This window comes from Oceanobacillus luteolus (genome assembly GCF_023715655.1).
In the GTDB taxonomy this organism is placed as follows: Bacteria; Bacillota; Bacilli; order Bacillales; family Amphibacillaceae; genus Oceanobacillus; species Oceanobacillus luteolus.
The window spans coordinates 88019-108959 of sequence record NZ_JAMBON010000001.1; the positions used below are offsets into that span (position 1 = coordinate 88019).

Sequence of the window (20941 nt, forward strand, 5' to 3'; positions counted from 1 at the left end):
TCCTGTATAATTAAGTAAATCACATTGATAGGAGGAAGGATATTGACTACTACACGTGAACAATTTCAAACAGAGTTGGATCAATTAAAATCAGATATTATTACGATGGCAAATTTATCTGGAGAAGCCCTTACTAAGGCGGTTGAATCTTTATATGATCAAAGTATAGACCAAGCAAAAGAGATACTGGAAGAAGATAAAAAAATTGATGATCTTGAAGATGATATAAATGATAAATCTGTCTTATTAATAGCAAAACAACAGCCGGTTGCTACAGATCTGCGGCGGATTATTATGTACTTACGTGTCGTTACAGATATTGAGCGGATGGGGGATAATGCTAAAAATATTGCAAAGGCGACAATCCATTTAGATAAAAACCACACGACCATTCCAGAAGGTTTGCGTCAAATGCATGAGATTACAATGGAAATGTTGAAAACGGCAATGCATGCTTTTAAATATGAAGATATCACTATAGCAACTAAATTAGCCGAAACAGATGATAAAGTAGACAAGATGTATAAACAGATTGTAAGTGAGTTGTTGGGAGAAACTGCAACAAATCCTGATAAAATCCAGTATGTCATGCAAGTGGCATTTTGTGCCCGTTATCTAGAGCGTTTCGCTGACCACATCACTAACATTGGAGAGAGTATACTTTACTTAGTAAAAGGAAAAAGCACTAAAATAAATTAAGAAAAAATCCAGTACCCTGATGTTGGGCACTGGATTTTTTTAATTTGTTAACCGCTCAGCAATTTCGTAATGGGACATGCCAGTCTCTAATTCATGGCTGCCCATTTGTATACGTAAAGAATAATCATGCTCATCTAGATACTTACTGAACTCTTTAGCATCCTCAATAATTCCTAGATCTTCAAGCATGTCACTAATTTGGGAAGATGCCATTCCTGGTTCCACCGTAAACGTTACTGTGGAAGCGGTTTGTTTTTCTTTATTTTTCTCTTTCTGTTCTTTTTCTTTGTCTTCCTTTTTATCATTGTCTTTCTCGGAAGCTTTTTCAGTTTGCTTTTCTTTCTCTTTATCGTCTTTAGATGAATCGGCTTTTTCTTTCTGAGTAGACTTATCTTCCTCTGAAGCATCTTCATCATCTACTGTTTCTTCAGCATTTTTTTTATTAGAATTATCTTGTTGAGTAGAAGCTACTGAATAACTGATATACTCCTCTTCAGTTATCACGCGATAACCATCTTCTTCAATTTTTGTAATCATTTCCTCTGTGTTTAAATCTGCTTGTCCACTATTATCTCCCCCAGTGAAGTAAAATACACCAAGTAATATGAGGCCTGCAGTAACTAAACCTACAGAGAATGCTCGCATTGTATGTTTCATACATAACTCCCTTTCTTAATCATGGTTTTTCATTTTCAACCGAACTGGCCGCTTGATTCATGTTACCCGGGAGCAATTCTTCTTCCAGTATTTTAATTTTCTTCTTCATTTGATATGTATCTTGCATTGATGTGATTGAATAATGCTCCAATTGGCTTTCAATTTCCTCTATACGATCATTCATAAAGTAAGAAAGAACGAACAATATCACACCTATGACAAGTATGGTTACAATCGCAATCATCATTTTATTTCCCTCCCTTTAACCACATATTTAGTTATATCATAGATTAGCTCTGGTGAAAACCATTAAAATTTTCTTGGAGTTCTTGAATATTAATTCGAATTCTGTTATTATTGATAAGGTCTAATGAATGCTTATATGTTGAAGATAGTTTGAATAGTTTGGAGGGAAGACCATGCGCGTTAACATTACGTTAGCTTGTACAGAAACAGGAGATCGTAACTATATCACTACAAAGAATAAGCGTACGAATCCTGAGCGTATCGAGCTTATGAAATATTCACCACGCCTTAAAAAACACACATTACATCGTGAAACTAAATAAACAAAAATAAAGCTCTTATCTTCGGATAAGGGTTTTATTTATTTTGCGGCGATATATTAATATATTAAGCAATGATAATCTGCTATGATAAAGGGAAGGAAGGTGAATACATGTCTTTAAATGAACAATATCTTCTATATACTTATGCAGAGGAACTTATCAAGAATCATCAGTTCAATCTACTGTATATGAATGAAAAAAACGATGAAATATGGTTGGAGAAATACGAAAATCGTTCATCAACGGTGGTACGATTAATACATAAGGGGTTTGATTGGAAAAATCATTTAAAACAGGATGTCTCTTTTCTAGTTCAACGAATACAAAATTTAAAGAGAATGTTTGGTAAGAATATCGAAGTCTATAACTTGTATTTCACCACCCATCAACCTGTGGATACGTGGGAAGTATTAAAAAATCCTTTAAGTGCTGAGGGTAAACCGAAAGTAAGTATGAAGGTATATTACTTTGATAAAGATGATTATGAGCAAGAAACGGAAAGATTCCAGCGAGATTTGCTGAATAATCCAGTCAGTTATGATCTTAGTTTACCTGATGCAGCGAAAGAAAATATAATCGCAAAAACAAAAGTCAACTTCATACATTTGATAAATAGTAAAAAGAAGGAAATGCAAAATATTTTCAGTTTTGGTAAACCTGTTTTTACTTACATTTTTATGGTGATTAATGTACTGTACTTTATTTACATGGAAATGAACGGTGGTACAACTTCTACTGAAACGTTGATTCAATTTGGAGCCAAGTATAACCCGGCAATTATATTAGACGGAGAGTGGTGGCGCCTTGTCAGTGCAATGTTTATCCATATTGGTTTTATACATCTTGCACTAAATATGCTTGCCGTTTTTTATTTAGGTGTCGCGATTGAGAAAATCTTCGGTAATGCCCGGTTTGTTTTTATTTACTTTATTGCAGGTATAGGTGGTTCACTCGCCAGTTTTTCCTTTACGACCAGTATAAGTGCCGGAGCTTCAGGAGCTATCTTTGGTTTATTCGGAGCCTTCCTATATTTTGGTGTAATTCACAAGCGATTGTTCTTTCAAACAATTGGAACGAGTATCTTACTTATTCTTGCTATTAATTTAGTGATTGGACTTTCTTTTGAGCAAGTAGATATGGCAGCACATGTTGGAGGCTTGTTAGCTGGTTTCCTTGCTGCAGCAATTGTTGGGATGCCTGGTAAGAAAAGGGCACTTAATCAACTTGCAATAGCAATTGTGACATTACTGCTTTTTATTTTTATTGGTTATTATGGTGTTTCTGCAAATGAAAACAGCCAGTCTTTTCAACTTTTGGAGATACAAGAACATTTGATGAAAAATGAGTTTGATGAAGTAATCAACAAAGCGACAGACGCTCTAAGTTTAGAAGGAGATATGGAAAGTGCACTATTGTTCCAGCGTTCCTACGCCTATATCCAACAAGGCCGCTATAATGAAGCATTGATTGATTTGGAGAAAAGTGTAACGTATCATAATCCTCTTCCCGAAGCATATTATAACCTTGCCTTATTGTATGAAATGAATGGGGAAGATGAAAAGGCTTCGAAAGCAATTGAAGAGGCTATCCGTCTCGATCCAAAAAACGAGGATTTTATTGAAATTCAAGAAAAAATAAAAGGTAAGCCATCGATTGAATGAATACGTGACTGCGAACTAATTAGGATATAAATAATAAAATTAATGATTCTACGTATGAGGAATACCATATTAAAGTAAATTGATTAGTTCGCAGTTCCCGCTTTGTATAAACCCTCATAACTCTTCTTAAACAATCCTTCCTGCCTATTTCCTTTATTGTGTAGTTCCATTACACTTTTCTGTACATATATTTATTTGGTATAATATAAAGTGGTGAAAATATGAAAACAGTATATGATGTTCGTATGCTTCTAAAAAAATTTGGCACATTCATTTATTCGAGAAATCGGATAGGTGACCTTGTATTAATGGAAAGTGAACTTGAAGAACTTGCTAAAATGAATTTTATTTCAAAAGAAGAATATATAAATGGAAAATTAATTTTACAAAAAGAAAAGAATGAGGAAATGGCCAGGGAGAGGGACTAAACATGGAGAAATATATGATAGGTATGGATATGGGCGGTACATCAATAAAGTTTGGTTTATTTACAAGCGATGGAGAATTAATTCATAAATGGAGTATACCAACAAATATAGATAATAATGGATCCGCTATTTTAGATGATAGCTGGAACTCTATGAAAAGTAAATTATCAGAAATGAACATTTCGACAGACAAAGCACTGGGCATCGGTGTCGGCATACCAGGTTATGTGGATAGTCAAACAGGTGTCGTCCACGAGGCGATTAATATTGGATGGAAGAATAAATTGATTACTGAAGAGTTAGAGGGATTATCAGGATTACCTGTTTTTATTGAAAATGATGCCAATATTGCTGTATTAGGCGAGAACTGGAAAGGTGCCGGAAATCAAGCACAGCATGTCATTGCTGTGACACTTGGAACTGGAGTTGGTGGTGGTGTCATTTCTGCAGGGAAAATCCTTAATGGTACCAATGGTATGGCTGGTGAACTCGGACATATATTAATTGAAGAAAATGGTGCATATTGCAATTGTGGCAATCATGGTTGTTTAGAGACTATCGCTTCAGCTACAGGTATTGTTAGACAAGCAAAGGAAGCGATTAGTAAATATCCCGAGTCTTCACTTGCAAAACATTATGAAACTAATAAAAAAGTCACAGCCCGTGATGTTTTTGAATTGGCTGCAGAAGGGGATGTAGCAGCAACAAGTATCGTTGATCGGGTTTCTGATGTTTTAGGTCATACATTCGCTAATATTGGAGTGATATTGAACCCAGAGAAAATTTTGATTGGTGGGGGCGTTTCGCAAGCAGGTGAGCCTTTTGTAAATCGCATCAACTCATATTTCCAGCATTATGCCTTGCCTCGTGTTAAGGAAAGTTGTGAAATAAAGCTTGCTGAATTAGGGAATGATGCAGGCATAATCGGTGGAGCCTTTCTGGTTAGCCAAAATATGGCAGGAAATTAACTCTGGATTTTTTCCTCTTTATCTAGTAAAATATAATCTCAGAATAAAATATTGATAAAATGTAAAAAATATGAAACTTATGCTGTCTGTAATACGTCATATATATAGCTGATTGTAAATGAAAGTTTACAATCAGCTTAAAGAGGGAATAGATTTGTGCTTTTCTAGCCTCAGTCTGTTCTTTTTACTTTTTTGGGAGGATTTAATATGCGAAATAAACAATTAAAAATACCATTATATATGTTAGCCACCTTACTATTTGGCTTAAAAACATATATAGTTTACCGCTTTATGTTTAATATCGAGCTTGAAAATGGAATGCAGGAATTAATTTTATTTATCAATCCGTTTGTATCTGCATTTCTGATCTTTGCAATATCAGTTTGGTTTAAAAAGCAATCGAGACAAATGAAATATCTGCGGTACACCGCATTTATTTTCAGTTTTCTCGTTTTTGCCAATCTAGTATTTTACCGACAGTTCACGGACTTTATTACACTTCCTCAGTTGTTCATGGGAAGTAATATGGCTGATCTAGGTTCTAGTATTCTGACATTGATAAAACCATATGACATTTTATTATTTGCTGACGTAGTCATTATTTGGTACTTCAGTAAAAAAGATGAAAAAATTGGTTCGGTACAATACTTGAAGCGCGGAAAAGTTTTTGCTTTAGCAATGTCATTACTTCTATTAGCAGGAAACTTTTTCCTTGCAGAAATGGAAAGACCACAATTATTCACACGTGCATTTGACCGGGAGTACCTAGTCAAGAATATTGGGTTATTCAACTATCACATCTATGACTTAGTTATTCATTCAAAGGCTGAATCGCAACGCGTATTCGCTGATGGAAATGAAATACCTGAAATTAAAAAATATGTAGATGAAAATGTTATTAGCGAAGAAAAATCTGATCTTTTCGGAGCGGCCGAAGGGAAAAACGTCATTTTTATCAATGCAGAATCCATTCAAAACTTTGTAATTGGTAGGGATGTAAATGGTCAAGAAATTACACCTTTTTTAAATAAGTTGGTTGAAGATGAAGACACGTATTATTTTGACAATTTCTTTGAGCAAACTGGTCAAGGTAATACATCCGATTCAGAGTTTCTTGTAGAAAATTCATTATATCCTTTATCTCGTGGTGCTGTATTTTTCACCCATGGTGGAAATGAGTATCATGCACTACCTGAGATTATAAGAGAAGAAGGATATTATTCTGCTGTGTTGCATGCAAATAATAAAAGTTTCTGGAACCGTGATGGGATGTATCAGAGCCTAGAATATGATCATTTCTATAGTGAAGATGCATATGAAATAAATGAAGAAAATTCAGTGGGCTGGGGATTGAAAGATAAACCGTTCTTTGAACAGTCCATAAAATATTTGCAAGCAATGGAAAAACCTTTTTATACTAAATTTATAACTTTGACAAATCATTTTCCTTTTGAATTAGATGAAGAGGATAAGTCAATAGAACCTTATAATTCCAACTCCAACACACTTAATAATTATTTCCCGGCAGTACGTTATGCAGATGAAGCGATGGAAGAATTTTTCAATCATCTGAAACAAGCTGGTCTTTATGAAGACTCAATTATTATTATAATGGGAGACCATATTGGAATTAGTGCAAACCATAACCGTGCTATGAGTATGTATTTGGATAAAGAAGAAATAACTCCATTTGATCAAGTACAACTTCAAAAAGTACCATTATTTATCCATATCCCAGGGCATGGCGAGGGAGAAGTGATTTCTGAAGTTGCTGGACAAATTGATTTGAAACCAACAATTCTTAGTCTATTAGGTATTGAGCATAAATCAGACATCTATTTCGGTAATGACTTATTTTCCGAAGATAGAAAAGGCTACATTGCTTTAAGAAACGGTGACTTTATCAGTAACGATTATGTCTCTACTGCAGGCATGTGTTACGACGTGAATACAGGTGAACCGATTGAAAGTGAGGAAACAGAATCTGCAGAAGAAAATGATGCAGAAACAACATTTCCTTGTGATGAGATTGAAGAAAAGGTTGATTTGGAATTAAATTATTCCGATGATATCATCTATGGAGATTTATTCCGTTTTGTAGACTTTGGCAAGGAAGAAAAGGTAGAGAATGACTAACATTCTCTACCTTTTTCTTATATAAAAACAGCAGAAGATCTATTGATCTCCTGCTGTTTTCACACGCTATATTTATTAACGCTTTAATCTTAAAGATTAGACAGCTCGGAAATGATTGTTGCGATTGAAAAGAAGCCAAAAGATAATGCTGTAATCGCTGAGAAGAGCAGTGCCAAATAGTTTTTAAATTTTAATTGACGAATAACGGAAACTACCGCAAGTAATGCAACTAACAAGAAAATGATTCCTAATATAATATGGCTCATGAAAAGTTCACCCTCCTTATGTCTATTCTCCTTAGAATAAATTGGAACACTAAGGAATTCCTTTATATTATTATGTAAATACTCTATACTCATTTTAAAGCATATTAATATTTTTGTCGAGAAATAACCTAGCCGAATTGTTTTTGGTTAGACTCTCGATTGGTAGAAGGAGATGGATATAATGGATATTAAAACGATGCCTGTTGGAATCATAGGTGCAAATTGTTATGTTCTTTCTAAAGGGGAAGATGCATTAATAATAGATCCAGGTGGGGATGCGGAACAGATTATTCAATACATTGAAGCAAATAAATTACGTCCGTTAGCTATATTATTGACCCATGCACATTATGATCATATCGGTGGGGTAGAAGAGGTTAGAAATAAGTACCAAACTAATGTTTATATTAATGAAGCTGAGCAAAGCTGGTTAACTGATCCGATGTTGAATGGTTCGTATAAACTAGTGAGTGGAGGGATCACTACTTCTGAAGCAGAAATTGTACTAGAAGAAGGGGAGCTTTCAATAGGACCTTTCAATATTCATGTTCTTCATACGCCAGGTCACTCACCTGGAAGTGTAAGTTTTGTATTTACTGATACAAAACAAGCGATTAGTGGCGATGCTTTATTCAGGCAAGGGATTGGCCGTACAGATTTACGTGGAGGCGATTTAGCGACGTTAGAACATTCCATACGTCAAAAATTATATCAATTGGATGATGATTATGAAGTATTCCCTGGTCATGGACCAAGCACGATGATAGGCTTCGAAAAACAATACAATCCATTCTTTCGTGAGTAAATAGTAGTTCGAAACCTTTGATTTATTGTATTTAAGAATAAAAAATTTCTACATGAGGACCGAGTCAAATCCCTTTCGCTTTCCGCAGGTGGCCGTGAGCTTCGACACAAAGGAAGTGCTAATGCAGACGTTGCCACAGGACGTGGTCGATTTTAGTCTGCCTCGCTACGCTGCGGGGTCTCCTCTGGCCTGTCCTCCTGCACGAGTCTCGAAATATTTGGACTGCTCCTTGTCATAATTTATTGGTCTCACTGGATTCCTTCAATTTCTAAAGCAACGGATGAAACTTAGATGCAAATGTATTAATTGTTTTAATAAAATTAATTCCCTTATTCAATGAACCAAATCAACATATTTGCTGGAGCTGCACCCGATACACCGGAGACTCCTGTGGGAGCAGAAGCATCGGTGAGACCCCGCAAGGTGCTTGCTCCTGAGGAGGCTCACCAGCCGACCACGGAAAGCGAAGGTGTATCGGGGGCGGCGAACTTCGGGAAAAGAGAATCCATTAATCAACAGTTTAAATATATCGTGCAGGAGATATTTTTCATAATAAAAAACCATGCATTCGAACCATGCATGGTTTTTTTGGGTTTTTTAGCTTCCGAAACCTGGTACAAGGATAAATTCGGAGTACCACGTATAACCTACGATAAATACAGTTAAATAAGCTCCGAATAAATACATATACGTCCGTTCAGATAATTTCAAATAGCTTACTGTAAGGAAAAATACTGTTTGGATCAGGGATAAAACCGCTGGTACCATCATGTCGCCAGTATAGAACATTACTGCGAAGATACCTGTCCAAAAAGCAAGCATACGAAAAACACGATCCATGCCCTTTCCCCCTCCTTCTAGTTGACATCTCATAGTTATTATAAACGAGTAAACAAATATTGTAAACGTTTGACCCTATACAATTAAAAGTTTTGCAGTATATGCACAATTACTACATTTATTGACAAACATATTTTGCTTTTCTATCAAGTCAATCGACGTAAATAAAACTTCAAACATACCTTTAATAAAAATACGATGCATCTCACATACCATTTTATGGTTGTTAGTGGCCATTTCCTTGAAAGGGCAGTTATTGATTGAGAAAGAAATACTATTCGTGTTGCTCTCGTATTCGAAGTCCGGATACATTCCGAGAATTCTGCTTGCGTTTTCCAATAGCTTGATTTTATCTTGGATTGTTAACTGTTCGCCCAAATGGTTCAAACTCTTGCGCATTGCTTCTTTTCCATATTTTTTCCCTGTTTCGTAAAGGGCTTTTTTTCCTGGATCACCTAGATCCATCAACGCTTCTAGAGCAATGGATGAAAGAATCTTATAATCACGGGCTGGAAAATTCAATTCAATCACTTCATTCGACAATTGATAGCGTCTCCCAGGTCTTCCACCTTTTCCTGTTTTCTTTAGGTAGGAGGTGACAAGACCTACTTCCTCAAGTTTAGATAGGTGAAGTCTTGCTACATTCGGGTGAATGTCAAATGTATTGCCAATATCAACTACGCTGACATCCTGATGGTTTTCAACTAAATATTGATAAATATAGAATCTGGTAGGGTCACTCATTACATTTGTCACCTTTAATGTGTTTTCCATTTTTTCACCCCACATCATACACATTGTATATACTTTAATTATATTAGAAAATTAATTTGAAAGGTGGTACAGATTGACTTTGTTGAAAAGTTTACATAATTTATGGGGTGAAGAATTCCGCACTAATCAAGTGATTGATTGAGAAAAATTCTTGTTGAGATTGTAGTCTTATTTGAAAGTTTAAATTTCGATAATGTTCAGTAGCATTTCCCAACGTGATCTCGACTTGACCATAGGGAAAAGTATATCTTGCAGTTCGTAAGATTTCTTCTGATTTTCTCTGCTCTTCTATATATTTTACACGAGCCATTTGGAATAAGGTTTCTATTTGATTCTGTTCTATCTGTCTATCTGTGATAAAAAGCTCATTACGATAGGCGATAATACTAGTGCTGATTATGATAAATATAATTGATATGGTAAATAAAACGTGAATGAGAAAAAATCCATTAGGTTTCATTGTAAAATGTGAATGTTCGTTCAAACCTAGCACCTTCTTCGACAGTAATCACTATTTTTATGCCATAAGGTTGACTATAAAATTCTAATCCCTCTATATCACGCAAATAAATTTCATGTCCTCTGTTTTCAACCTGTCTACGAATTAGATTATCGTATTGGCTGATAATAACGATTGCATCATCTTCTTGGATAAGGTGTAAGGCATCTTTCTTAATAAAATAAGAATGTGATGAGATGATGTCATCCCGGATAAAACGGAAAAATTCATGAACAGATAGCTCTTCGTAACTATCGGATGGTTTTGTTGTGATTTGGAGGACATATCCGAGAAAAGGCAGGGTAATAAAAATTAGACTTATCATCGTAAGAAGTGTAACAAGGTTAAATCCTTTTTCATTTGTAAGGTAAGCCATATAGGCAGAAGGATTCTGTCGTTTTTTTTGCATTAATCCAGTATACACATCCTTTCACATAACCTTCTTCCTCGTAAAAATGTAAGCTGAAAACCCTATTCTTAAGTTCTGTTTCAAATGTAGCAGGGAGGAGGGGAGCATCCTCCCATATAAAATGTTGGATTTCTTCATGTAATATAATAGAAGCCCATCTCTTATCTGATAATGTGTCTGTTGCCATCTGCAGTTGTGAATGGATGGGTATAAAAATTAAAATGACTTGAAAGAAGATGGTTGATGCAACTAGTACCTCAATCATGGAGTATCCGTTTTTCCCTCTCAACGTAAAACCTCCCTTTACCGAGCGGAAATACGAAATGTATCCGATCCGTTGGTGTATACATGGGTATCCTGCGAGGTTCAAGAAACGTTCCAGTTTCTTTAAATCTTATCGTTTGTCCTGCTATGGTCGACCAGCCAGCTGGATAATCTCGATCTGCGTAGGTAGGATTTCTACCGTGTAATACACGGTAATAATGATCGTGAAATCTGATGGACATTTGATTTACTCCATGATGACTCGTCTGATTTTGGACGAGTAAAACATCCAATTTCAATTGTTCAATAAATTGTTCCTCTTTTAGATTATTTAAAGTGTTAAATTGAAGTGGAACAGTAAGAATCATCAAGAGAGCTACTATGCTTAAAACAATGAGCATCTCAAGAAAGGTAAATCCATTTTTATTCATTTCAATTTTGAGGTGATTTAATTGTAGCTTTTCCGTTAGAAACCGTTATTTGCGAATCCCCACAAGTCTTCTGATTTTCCTCAAGATAATTGTTTTCAATTAAGGTTTGAATACTGCTGGCAGTCTGACCTTTGTCTAAGTAGTAAGCATCCGCTTGAGCCTGAACAACAGCTACTAACGCATCACACCCCTTATCGTTTACATTTTTCGACTGAGATGTAAGATTGGGAATGATTAGTATCAACAAGACAGAAATAATCAACATAACGATTAACATTTCAATCAACGTAAATCCCTTATTATTTTTAAGCATTTTACATTCTCCTTTTCTAAAAAGTGTTCATTAGTTGAAACATTGGCCACATTAAACTGAGGTAAATGAAAATAATAAAAATGCCCAATATGATATAAAATATCGGTTGAATAACGGTTATTATCTTAATGGTCATCCGTTCCATCTCTTCTAAAAGCATATCGCTATATAAAGTTAAATCCCTCTCAAGTACATCAGTTGTAGCGTTTTTTTGAAAGATGATGGCTAACTGTTCTTCAATCAAAGGAAACTCTCTAAGTAAATTACTAATATGAAAACCATGCTCCAAATTATTTATCAAGAGTGTAGCGTAATAAGAAATAATCGGAAGTCGCTGTTGGTTGGATAATTCATAGAGAATTTCTTTTAAGGAAAGACCTGCTTTAAGCAGTGAACTGAAATGCGTGGCAAATTGAAAGGAAGTTTGTATCCGCAAGTAATGGCGGTAGAGTGGAACTCGTTGAGTCACTTTAACCTGCTCTTCGATTGGCATCTTCTTACTGTAATAATTCCAAAGAATTGTTAATGCAAGAAGTAGAATCGAACAAAATATTAAAGAAAATTGAAGAAAGTCCATGATCCATTTTACAACGGTTATTGTCGTTAGTGCTTGCGATGAGGTTAGGAAAAGTGATTGAAAAGCAGGCAATACATGATAGTTAATGAAAAATAGAATTAAGGAAAAGAAAAACAGAAGCATTAAAGGATAACGTATGATCAATTTGAGTTTCTTCATTGTATTAAACCGTTGTTCCATGACTTCGATGCATTTCTTTATTGCCTCTCTTAGATTGGAGTTTGAGTGGATAAAGGATAGAAACGCACTGACAGAAGAATGGAACTTTGTTTCTTCAAAAATAAGTTCCAATCGTTCACCCTCTTTTAACCTAAAGAGAAAGTGGGAGGAAATATCTGCAAGGTCCTTGTCCCATGCTATTGCTTCTAGTGCATCTTGTAAGGCATAACCATTTGAAATAAAGTGCTCCAATCGTTTAAGAAACCTCATTTGAATTTCTTCTGGCAACATATCTCGTTTCTTTGTCATAAACTTCAGAGAAGAAACCATACGCATATGCTTTCCTCCTTAAGTGGTCAAAAGAATGATACTTATTCGTTACATCTTCTAGTCGAATTGCTCTCGCCAATTCGTCCCCATCTAATAACTCCAAAATTGCTGCTCGTTGAAAGGAATCTTTTCTTTTGATGGGGACTAATTCAATACTGGCAACCGCAAGTAACGATTGTAATAAATCTTGCTGATTGATTCCCATCTCAAGTAAACGGTAAATCGTTCCTGTAGTATTTTTTGCATGTAGAGTGCTTAATACTAAATGGCCTGTCAATGAAGCCTGAAATGCAAATCGGGTTGTAGTTGCATCTCTAAGTTCTCCAATCATCAACACGTCCGGATCATGTCGTAAAGCTGCTTTCAAACCTGTCTGATAAGTGATTCCTGCTTGTTCATTAATTTGGACTTGTATCACTCCATCAATCAGTTTTTCAACTGGATCCTCCAGCGTTATCATTTGATAGGTGTTATTCTCCATTAAGGCTTTTATTAATGCGTAAAGCGTGGTTGTTTTTCCACTTCCTGTAGGTCCGGTAATTAAAATTATCCCTTCTTTTTTTGTCAGCCATTTTTTTAAAGTATTGAGTTGATTTGGGAAAAGAAAAAGTTTATCCAGTGGCAGGAGATTCTCCTCTGGCAAGATTCTGATTGCCAAGCTTTCGAGTGAAGCGAGGGGGAGTGTTGAAAGTCTAAGGGAGTAGCTGCCTAGTGATGAAAAATGGTGGAAAATACTACCGTCTTGTGGCTTTCTTGATTCTCCAATATCCATACCAGCTGTAAATTTAAAATAGGTTAGCAATAGCTCATATTGACTAGTCTGGATGGAGCGGTGGTATACGCGTTTGCCATGAATGCGAAAAAATACGTTCGTTTCCTTACGAGCGGGGAAGAAGTGAAGATCGGTTGCTTTGGTAGTGATAGCGTTATGGAGCAGCTCTTCAACTAAAGGTAAAGCCGGGTTCAAGCCTGAGTCACCTCCTTTTGCTATTTGTAATTCGACAACGTTTGCAAAATTCCTGCTTTATTTTTATTTTTTGTATAAAATTTTTTTTGAGGTGTAAGCTATTAAAAAAATCAGGGAGGTTTTATCATGTCTACAAATAACTACTTGAAGTTTATGACAGAGGAAATAGTGAGATATTTAAACAGTTCAAAAGAAGAAAGGAAAGTGAGAAAGGAAGCGGGGAAACAATCGGATTCTGCTATTCTGAACCGTTGGTTTGGGGTGCTTCCATTCTCCTTCAAATTATTCATCAGAGGAAAATAAGTTAAGATTTAGGAAAGTTGTCCAATAAATAAACTATACCACCGCTGATCACTTCGATATTAATTTCTGGAGTATAGCGGTTATTCAATTCCTCAACTTCTTTTTTTAGAATCTTATCGTCCAAATCGTCCTGGTAAAAGTGCTGTAGAAGGGCGATTTCTTCATTTAATGTCTCCATTGCTTCATTTGCCCATTCTTTTGGTTGGTTGTCGATATAATTCAATATGATTTTCTCAAGGCGTTTATATCCGCTTGATAAAGTAATAATAGGGGTGATTGTATAACATAAATCGGAAATTTGCTGTTTGAGGGTAAGTTTCTCCAATTCATCCATCATGTTAACAATCATTTTTCCATTTAATAGGTGAATACCAAGGGAGATTAATTCTTCCTTTTTTTGTCGTCCGCTATAGCTGATTTTAAAGTTGGCCAGCAGCCAAGGGTAGAGGGGTGTATTTATCTCTGCTTCCACCTCTTGAAACAGTAACACATATTTTTCTTGAGATGTGACATGGTTAAATATTTGTTGGAGGCGCGGACTGCCGATATCAATCCATTCTCCCTTCATGTCCCTTTTATCAGGGTCTGTAATCAACGTCAGCGACATGGGGACCCCTTGCTGATTGAGACTCTTCATATAATGCCAGTAGAACGGGCGATTCATCAATGCTTTATCCAATTCCTCAGTAAGCTCCACTTGGATAACGCCAGATTCTTGATTTTGGACATTACACCCATAAGCATTAAAAAATTCGACGATAAAACTTTCTAAATTAGCGATTGTCATAATATTCACCTGCCGCCTTATTTTCATTAGCCATTTGATGAACGATGGATGCTAAGTTTTCCAACTTGATCTTAGCTTCTCCTAAGGAATCAGATTCTGCATAAATCGATTCAATTTCTTTATCAAAGTTATTTATATTTAATTCAGATAAAATTGCATCCAGTTCACCAATAACATTCTCAAATAGTTGTATTTTTTCATATAGAATGGTCAGTATATGTTCTTCGATTGTATTTTTAATTGCTATATTATAAATTTTGACATCGTTTTCTTGTCCAAATCGATGGATTCGGCCAATCCTTTGTTCTATCTTCATTGGATTCCATGGCAGGTCATAATTAATCAAGTGATGACAAAACTGTAAGTTGATTCCCTCAGCACCTGCTTCAGTAGCTATTAATACTTGTGCACGATCCCTGAATAACTGAATCATCCAATCTTTTTTTCCTCGTTTAAACCCTCCCTGAAAAGGCACGGAGCTGATACCGTGTTGTTGCAAATACCATTGTAAATAAAGCTGAGTCGCTCTATATTCTGTAAAAATGATAACTTTCTCATCACCAATGGACTGGATCAATTCAACGGCTTTATCTGCTTTTGAATGGGCAGGCAATTGACCGATATCTTGTATAATGGATTGGATATCTTCATCTTCCCCACGAGATTCAAGCAACTTGTTTAATGATAAATAACACGCTTCTCTTGAAGAGCACATCTCTCGTAATAATGTCATTTTTGTAAACATATCATTTACTTTTTTCAAGTTATTTAATCGATCGTATACACTGGCTTCATCCTTTGAAAAGTCAACCCAAATTGTATTGATATGGCGGTTCGAGGGTTTTAAATCTGTATTTTCTCGCGTGTTTCGAATCATCACCCTTTCTATCAATTGTTTCAAATAAGTATCTGCTTCCACTTTACCTTTATTTCCAGTATATTTTTGTTTGAAAGTTGTCATATCACCAAGGTGACCTGGACGAAGTATCGCAATTAAATTAAATATCTCCATTAAATCATTTTGTATCGGTGTTGCAGTTAATAGTAAACAATATTTTTTCTTAATTTGTCTTACAAATTGATAGTTTTTCGTTTTATGGTTTTTCAGCTTATGTGCTTCATCAATCAAAACAAAATCATATTCATTTGCTAGAATTGCTTCCCGATGTGGTGAACGTTTAGCAGTATCAAGGGAGGAGACGAGTATATAATTTCCATCCCAATTATAATTTTTTCTATGGGAAACCGCAGGGATATAAAATTTTTGATTTAATTCATTGACCCATTGATTAACGAGTGAAGCTGGCACTAATATCAGCGCATTTTTTACGAGTCCACGCAACATATATTCTTTAAGTATCAATCCCGCTTCTATTGTCTTTCCAAGTCCTACTTCATCTGCAAGAATCGCTCTACCATTCATCTTTTCTATTGTTTCCTTGGCCGTCACCAATTGATGATCAAGAAAAGACATATGTGGAAGAAAGTCCAGACTTCTTAATCCAGTAAAGGAGGGGATTATTTTAGCCTGATCTGCCTGGTGTGCAAGTGAAAAAAGTTGATGAGAAGTGAACGGACCATCACTTTCCACTCTCTTCTCTAACTCTTTAATAAATGTCTGATCTGTTTGTAATTTAATAAAATCCATATGATACACCCTTTTTAGCTAATTAAAATTTGGATTTCACTATACCTTTCCTAAAAAATATGGTATTATTCAATGCAAGAATAGAAATTTTCTTATTATAGATGTAGTTTTACCATTAACTGAAAATATATGCCGTGGATGAAGATAAGGGGAGAGATTACATCATTTGATGTAACGCCGAAGGAGCAAGTTGAAGACGAATCTCTCAGGCAAAAAGACTCTTATTGGACACAACTCTGGAGAGCGTTTACATATCCTGTAAACCACCCAAGAAGCAAGTATTTACTTAGAAGATTTTCTATGTAAATATGCAACTTTCTGGTACAAGGACAGAGATTTCTTTAATAAGGAAATCTCTATTTTTTTGTTAAAAAATCTGAATATACTATAATTATTCAGGTTTCATTATTAATGCATAATAAGTTTATTAATTATTTGAGGGGAGTGGACATTAGGTGACTACTTTAAAAAAGACACCAGTTTATCCGGAGTATGAGAAATATGGGGCTAAGACGATTGATTTCGGAGGCTGGGATTTACCGGTTCAATTTTCTGGGATTAAAGAAGAGCATGAAGCGACAAGAACAAAAGCGAGTCTATTTGACGTATCTCATATGGGCGAAATTGTTGTCAGAGGGGAAAAATCTGTTGAATACCTTCAAAAGATGACTACTAATGAAATTAGTAAACTATCCCCGAAAAAAGCACATTATACATTTTTATGTAATGAAAATGGTGGAGTAGTTGATGATCTGATCGTTTATATGTTGGAGGAAAATAATTACCTTCTTGTCGTCAATGCGGCGAATACTGATAAAGACTACGAGTGGCTCACAAAACATAATAGTTATACGGAAAGTGAACTGGAAATCGTTAATGACTCTGATAACTATGCACAACTCGCCATTCAAGGTCCTTTAGCGGAATCAATTCTGCAAAAACTCACAGAAACGGATCTCTCAGATATTAAGCCGTTCCGATTTGAATCGGATGTGGCTTTTGAAGGAATTGCTGATAAAGCTTTAGTTTCACGTTCTGGATACACCGGTGAAGATGGATTTGAAATTTATATAGCACCAGCAAGTGTCGCTGAACTTTGGAACCTCATTTTAGAAAGTGGTAAGGAAGACGGAATTGTTCCAGCGGGGCTTGGTGCACGGGACACCTTGCGATTTGAAGCCAATTTGCCATTATATGGTCAGGAGCTTTCCGAAACAATTACACCAGTTGAAGCAGGTCTTAAATTTGCAGTAAAAGTGGATAAGGAAGCCGACTTTATTGGGAAAGATGTACTTAAACAACAGATTGAGAATGGTGTAACGAGAAAATTAGTAGGTATTGAGATGATTGATAAAGGAATTCCACGTACAGGCTATGACGTAGTATCTGATGAAAAGGTAATTGGACATGTTACGACAGGTACGCAATCACCGACTTTAAAGAAAAATATCGGTCGTGCTCTCCTTGATATCGACTATACCGAAATCGGAACAGAAGTTTTAGTGCAAGTAAGAATGCGCCAGTTAAAAGCAAAAGTGGTAGCAACACCATTTTATAAACGAGATAAATAGGGAGGACATAGTAATGGAATTTCGTTATTTACCAATGACTGAAACCGACAAAAAGGAAATGTTGGATAAAATCGGTGTATCATCCACTGAAGAGTTATTTTCCGATATCCCACAAGAAGTAAGACTGGACAGGGAATTAAATCTTAAAAAACCAACAAGTGAATATGAGTTGAAAAAAGAACTTACAGAAATGGCAAGTAAAAATGCGAACTTAACAGAGTATCGATCATTTTTAGGGGCGGGTGTATATGATCATTTCATTCCATCCGTTGTTGACCACGTCATTTCAAGACAAGAATTCTATACAGCTTACACACCATATCAACCGGAAATCACACAAGGCGAATTACAGGCTATGTTTGAATTCCAGACGATGATATCGGAATTAACGGCAATGCCTGTCGTCAACTCTTCCTTATATGATGGAGGAACGGCTGTAGTCGAAGCAGTCAATTTGAGTGTTGGCCAGACAAAACGCAAAAAAGTCCTTGTTTCAGCTGCCTTGCATCCGGAATATCGTCAGCTTGTTGAAACCGCTGCGAATGGACAGAAATTAGAAATCGTTGAGATCGATTATAAAGATGGTGTGACTGACTTAGAACAATTGGAAAAGGAACTGGATGAAAATACTGCTGCAGTTCTTGTTCAATATCCTAACTTTTTCGGTCAAATCGAGCCATTGGCAAAGATTAATGAACTGATTAAACAACAAAAGAAAACGATGTTTGTCGTTTCCAGTAACCCATTATCACTTGGGTATTTGACTCCTCCTGGTGAATTTGGCGCAGATATTGTTGTAGGTGATACACAAGTGTTTGGTATTCCAGCACAATTTGGTGGGCCACATTGTGGTTATTTTGCAACGACTCAAAAGCTGATGCGAAAAGTACCTGGTCGCTTAGTTGGTCAAACGGTAGACCAAGATGGAAAACGCGGGTTCGTTTTAACTTTACAAACAAGAGAACAGCATATTAGACGTGAGAAAGCAACATCGAACATCACATCAAACCAGGCGTTGAACGCTTTAGCTAGCTCAGTTGCGATGAGTGCTCTAGGTAAGAATGGTGTTAAAGAAATGGCTAAATTAAATATGCAAAAGGCAAGATATACAAAGCAAAAGTTAGCAGAAGCAAATTTATCAGCTAAATTTGATGGACCATTTTTCAATGAATTTGTAGTTAAACTTTCCAAGCCGGTATCTGTTGTAAATGATGAGTTATTTGAAAAAGGATTTATTGGCGGATTTGATCTTGGCAAAGTATACCCAGAATTGGAAAACCACATGCTGATTGCGACAACAGAAATTCGTTCTAAAGAAGAAATCGATGCTTTCGTAAAAGAAATGAGGGATATCAATGGCTAAAGAGAACTTTCCATTAATATTTGAACGTAATAAAGAAGGTAGAACGTCATTTAATCTACCGCCGCTTGATGTTCCAGAAGTTGATTTGGAAGCGGAACTTGGAGATGAATATGTACGTAAGACGGATGCTGCATTACCAGAAGTCAGTGAGCTGGAATTAATGCGCCATTATATCGGATTATCCAATCGTAACTTCGGTATCCTTTCCGGATTCTATCCGCTAGGGTCTTGTACGATGAAATATAATCCGGTAATCAACGAGGATATTGCAAGACTCCCTGGATTTAGTCATATCCATCCTTATCAGGATCCGAAAACAGTACAAGGTGCACTTGAATTGATGTATGATTTGCAAGTCCATCTTGAAGAGATTACAGGTATGCATGAAATCACTCTACAGCCTGCTGCCGGATCACAAGGAGAGTGGACTGCTTTAATGATGATTAAAGCTTTCCACGAAGCAAACGGTGATCACCATCGTAATGAGGTTATTGTGCCGGACTCTGCCCATGGTACAAATCCTGCTTCTGCTGCAGTTGCAGGTTTCAAAGTAGTTGAAGTGAAGTCCAATGAAAAAGGGCTAGTGGACGTTGAAGATTTGAAAAAGGTCGTTAATGAAAATACTGCAGCACTTATGTTAACAAACCCTAATACTTTAGGTCTGTTCGAAACTGAAATCTTGGAAATGTCAGAGATTGTTCATAATGCTGGTGGAAAAATGTACTATGATGGTGCAAACTTAAACGCAATTATGGGTTATACTCGTCCTGGAGATATGGGGTTTGATGCGGTCCACTTGAACTTGCATAAGACATTTACTGGCCCACACGGTGGAGGGGGTCCAGGATCAGGACCTATTGGTGTATCTGAGGAGCTCGCGCCATTCCTTCCAAAACCAGTAGTCCGTGAAAATAATGGTGAATATGATCTGGATTATGATTTGCCGCAATCTATTGGTATGGTGAAAGGCTATTACGGAAACTTTGGAATAAATGTGCGAGCATATATGTATATCCGCACGATGGGTCCTGAAGGCCTGAAGAAGGTAAGTGAATACGCGGTACTAAACGCAAACTACATTATGCGTAGCCTTGAAGGAGAATACGAGCTTCCGTTTACGCAACATTGTAAGCATGAATTTGTCTTATCTGGTAATAAACAGAAGAAAAACGGAGTGAAGACATTAAACATTGCTAAGCGTCTGTTGGATTTAGGAATTCATCCACCTACAGTTTACTTCCCATTAATTGTGGAAGAGGCAATTATGGTTGAGCCTACTGAAACGGAGTCGAAAGAAACATTGGATGGTTTCATCGATGCAATGCTCCAAATTGCTGAGGAAGCGAAGACTAACCCGGAGATTGTGCAGGAAGCTCCACAGACTACAGCTGTAAAACGTTTGGATGAGGCCACAGCATCGCGTAAGCCAATTTTGCGCTACGTAAGTGAAGAGAATAATTAATCATTCTAATGAAATACACCTGCCTATGAATAGGGCAGGTGTATATTTGTTGATA

At 36.2% G+C, this 20941-nt stretch carries 25 protein-coding genes and 1 riboswitch; of the genes, 11 read left to right on the forward strand and 14 right to left on the reverse strand.

Annotation, left to right across the window (positions count from 1 at the left end):
* Positions 1 to 42 precede the first annotated feature (42 nt).
* A complete protein-coding gene (phoU, locus tag M3210_RS00475) occupies positions 43 to 699 on the forward strand; it encodes a phosphate signaling complex protein PhoU (protein WP_251510097.1) in 657 nt (218 codons plus the stop codon).
* A gap of 39 nt (positions 700 to 738) precedes the next feature.
* Here the strand turns inward: phoU and M3210_RS00480 are convergent, their stop codons facing one another.
* A complete protein-coding gene (locus M3210_RS00480) occupies positions 739 to 1356 on the reverse strand; it encodes a hypothetical protein (RefSeq protein ID WP_251510099.1) in 618 nt (205 codons plus the stop codon).
* Positions 1357 to 1375: 19 nt separating this feature from the next.
* On the reverse strand, positions 1376 to 1603 hold the full coding sequence (locus M3210_RS00485) for a hypothetical protein (protein WP_251510102.1): 228 nt from the start codon (positions 1601 to 1603) through the stop codon (positions 1376 to 1378).
* 172 nt (positions 1604 to 1775) lie between these two features.
* Between M3210_RS00485 and rpmG the strand changes: the two genes are divergently transcribed.
* From rpmG to M3210_RS00510, 5 genes are all read left to right on the forward strand, one after another.
* Positions 1776 to 1925: a 50S ribosomal protein L33 gene (gene rpmG / locus M3210_RS00490; protein ID WP_021291115.1), complete on the forward strand. Its 150-nt coding sequence runs from the start codon at positions 1776 to 1778 to the stop codon at positions 1923 to 1925.
* 110 nt (positions 1926 to 2035) lie between these two features.
* Positions 2036 to 3586: a Wzy polymerase domain-containing protein gene (locus M3210_RS00495; RefSeq protein ID WP_251510106.1), complete on the forward strand. Its 1551-nt coding sequence runs from the start codon at positions 2036 to 2038 to the stop codon at positions 3584 to 3586.
* 221 nt (positions 3587 to 3807) lie between these two features.
* Positions 3808 to 4014 carry a YqgQ family protein gene (locus tag M3210_RS00500; protein WP_251510107.1) on the forward strand — a complete coding sequence of 69 codons (207 nt, stop codon included), beginning with the start codon at positions 3808 to 3810 and terminating at the stop codon, positions 4012 to 4014.
* 2 nt (positions 4015 to 4016) lie between these two features.
* Positions 4017 to 4982, forward strand: coding sequence for an ROK family glucokinase (locus M3210_RS00505; protein ID WP_251510116.1), 966 nt, complete (start codon positions 4017 to 4019; stop codon positions 4980 to 4982).
* 207 nt (positions 4983 to 5189) lie between these two features.
* The gene (locus tag M3210_RS00510) at positions 5190 to 7118 is read left to right on the forward strand and encodes an LTA synthase family protein (RefSeq protein WP_251510118.1); all 1929 of its coding nucleotides are present in this window, start codon (positions 5190 to 5192) and stop codon (positions 7116 to 7118) included.
* A gap of 89 nt (positions 7119 to 7207) precedes the next feature.
* Here M3210_RS00510 and M3210_RS00515 read toward each other — a convergent pair whose 3' ends face one another.
* Entirely contained in the window at positions 7208 to 7384 is a 177-nt protein-coding gene (locus M3210_RS00515) for a DUF2759 family protein (protein ID WP_251510121.1), read from the reverse strand.
* Between the two features lie 181 nt (positions 7385 to 7565).
* On the opposite strand from M3210_RS00515, the gene M3210_RS00520 reads away from it, so the two are divergent.
* Positions 7566 to 8189 (forward strand): MBL fold metallo-hydrolase, encoded by a 624-nt coding sequence (locus M3210_RS00520; protein WP_251510123.1) that lies wholly within the window; start codon positions 7566 to 7568, stop codon positions 8187 to 8189.
* 597 nt (positions 8190 to 8786) lie between these two features.
* On the opposite strand, the gene M3210_RS00525 is transcribed toward M3210_RS00520, so the two are convergent.
* The 9 genes from M3210_RS00525 to comGA form a co-directional block, all read right to left on the reverse strand.
* Entirely contained in the window at positions 8787 to 9029 is a 243-nt protein-coding gene (locus tag M3210_RS00525; RefSeq protein WP_251510125.1) for a DUF2626 domain-containing protein, read from the reverse strand.
* Between the two features lie 75 nt (positions 9030 to 9104).
* Positions 9105 to 9803 carry a helix-turn-helix transcriptional regulator gene (locus tag M3210_RS00530; RefSeq protein ID WP_251510128.1) on the reverse strand — a complete coding sequence of 233 codons (699 nt, stop codon included), beginning with the start codon at positions 9801 to 9803 and terminating at the stop codon, positions 9105 to 9107.
* 100 nt (positions 9804 to 9903) lie between these two features.
* Complete coding sequence (locus M3210_RS00535; protein ID WP_251510130.1) at positions 9904 to 10287, reverse strand: hypothetical protein; 384 nt, start codon at positions 10285 to 10287, stop codon at positions 9904 to 9906.
* Positions 10253 to 10711: a ComGF family competence protein gene (locus tag M3210_RS00540; RefSeq protein WP_251510131.1), complete on the reverse strand. Its 459-nt coding sequence runs from the start codon at positions 10709 to 10711 to the stop codon at positions 10253 to 10255. The genes M3210_RS00535 and M3210_RS00540 overlap by 35 nt, the downstream gene beginning before the upstream one ends.
* Positions 10659 to 11000 carry a hypothetical protein gene (locus M3210_RS00545; protein WP_251510132.1) on the reverse strand — a complete coding sequence of 114 codons (342 nt, stop codon included), beginning with the start codon at positions 10998 to 11000 and terminating at the stop codon, positions 10659 to 10661. Before M3210_RS00545 ends, M3210_RS00540 begins: the two co-directional genes overlap by 53 nt.
* On the reverse strand, positions 10969 to 11406 hold the full coding sequence (gene comGD / locus M3210_RS00550) for a competence type IV pilus minor pilin ComGD (RefSeq protein WP_285853476.1): 438 nt from the start codon (positions 11404 to 11406) through the stop codon (positions 10969 to 10971). The genes M3210_RS00545 and comGD overlap by 32 nt, the downstream gene beginning before the upstream one ends.
* Position 11407: 1 nt before the next feature.
* Positions 11408 to 11719: a competence type IV pilus major pilin ComGC gene (gene comGC, locus M3210_RS00555; protein WP_251510134.1), complete on the reverse strand. Its 312-nt coding sequence runs from the start codon at positions 11717 to 11719 to the stop codon at positions 11408 to 11410.
* 16 nt (positions 11720 to 11735) lie between these two features.
* The gene (locus tag M3210_RS00560; RefSeq protein WP_251510136.1) at positions 11736 to 12791 is read right to left on the reverse strand and encodes a type II secretion system F family protein; all 1056 of its coding nucleotides are present in this window, start codon (positions 12789 to 12791) and stop codon (positions 11736 to 11738) included.
* Positions 12712 to 13752 carry a competence type IV pilus ATPase ComGA gene (gene comGA / locus M3210_RS00565; protein WP_251510137.1) on the reverse strand — a complete coding sequence of 347 codons (1041 nt, stop codon included), beginning with the start codon at positions 13750 to 13752 and terminating at the stop codon, positions 12712 to 12714. Before comGA ends, M3210_RS00560 begins: the two co-directional genes overlap by 80 nt.
* Before the next feature lie 126 nt (positions 13753 to 13878).
* Here comGA and M3210_RS00570 point away from each other — a divergent pair, with 126 nt between their 5' ends.
* Positions 13879 to 14055 (forward strand): YqzE family protein, encoded by a 177-nt coding sequence (locus M3210_RS00570; RefSeq protein WP_251510138.1) that lies wholly within the window; start codon positions 13879 to 13881, stop codon positions 14053 to 14055.
* Position 14056: 1 nt separating this feature from the next.
* On the opposite strand, the gene M3210_RS00575 is transcribed toward M3210_RS00570, so the two are convergent.
* Together M3210_RS00575 and M3210_RS00580 are read right to left on the reverse strand one after the other, a co-directional pair.
* On the reverse strand, positions 14057 to 14842 hold the full coding sequence (locus tag M3210_RS00575; RefSeq protein WP_251510139.1) for a YqhG family protein: 786 nt from the start codon (positions 14840 to 14842) through the stop codon (positions 14057 to 14059).
* Positions 14829 to 16490 carry a DEAD/DEAH box helicase gene (locus M3210_RS00580; RefSeq protein ID WP_251510140.1) on the reverse strand — a complete coding sequence of 554 codons (1662 nt, stop codon included), beginning with the start codon at positions 16488 to 16490 and terminating at the stop codon, positions 14829 to 14831. The genes M3210_RS00575 and M3210_RS00580 overlap by 14 nt, the downstream gene beginning before the upstream one ends.
* A gap of 138 nt (positions 16491 to 16628) precedes the next feature.
* Positions 16629 to 16721, forward strand: a riboswitch (glycine riboswitch).
* 224 nt (positions 16722 to 16945) lie between these two features.
* On the opposite strand from M3210_RS00580, the gene gcvT reads away from it, so the two are divergent.
* Genes gcvT through gcvPB form a run of 3 tightly spaced genes read left to right on the forward strand, consistent with a single transcriptional unit; the run spans position 16946 to position 20886 of the window.
* A complete protein-coding gene (gene gcvT, locus M3210_RS00585) occupies positions 16946 to 18061 on the forward strand; it encodes a glycine cleavage system aminomethyltransferase GcvT (RefSeq protein ID WP_251510141.1) in 1116 nt (371 codons plus the stop codon).
* Positions 18062 to 18074: 13 nt separating this feature from the next.
* Positions 18075 to 19424 (forward strand): aminomethyl-transferring glycine dehydrogenase subunit GcvPA, encoded by a 1350-nt coding sequence (gene gcvPA / locus M3210_RS00590; protein ID WP_251510142.1) that lies wholly within the window; start codon positions 18075 to 18077, stop codon positions 19422 to 19424.
* Complete coding sequence (gene gcvPB, locus M3210_RS00595; RefSeq protein ID WP_251510143.1) at positions 19417 to 20886, forward strand: aminomethyl-transferring glycine dehydrogenase subunit GcvPB; 1470 nt, start codon at positions 19417 to 19419, stop codon at positions 20884 to 20886. Before gcvPA ends, gcvPB begins: the two co-directional genes overlap by 8 nt.
* Positions 20887 to 20941 lie beyond the last annotated feature (55 nt).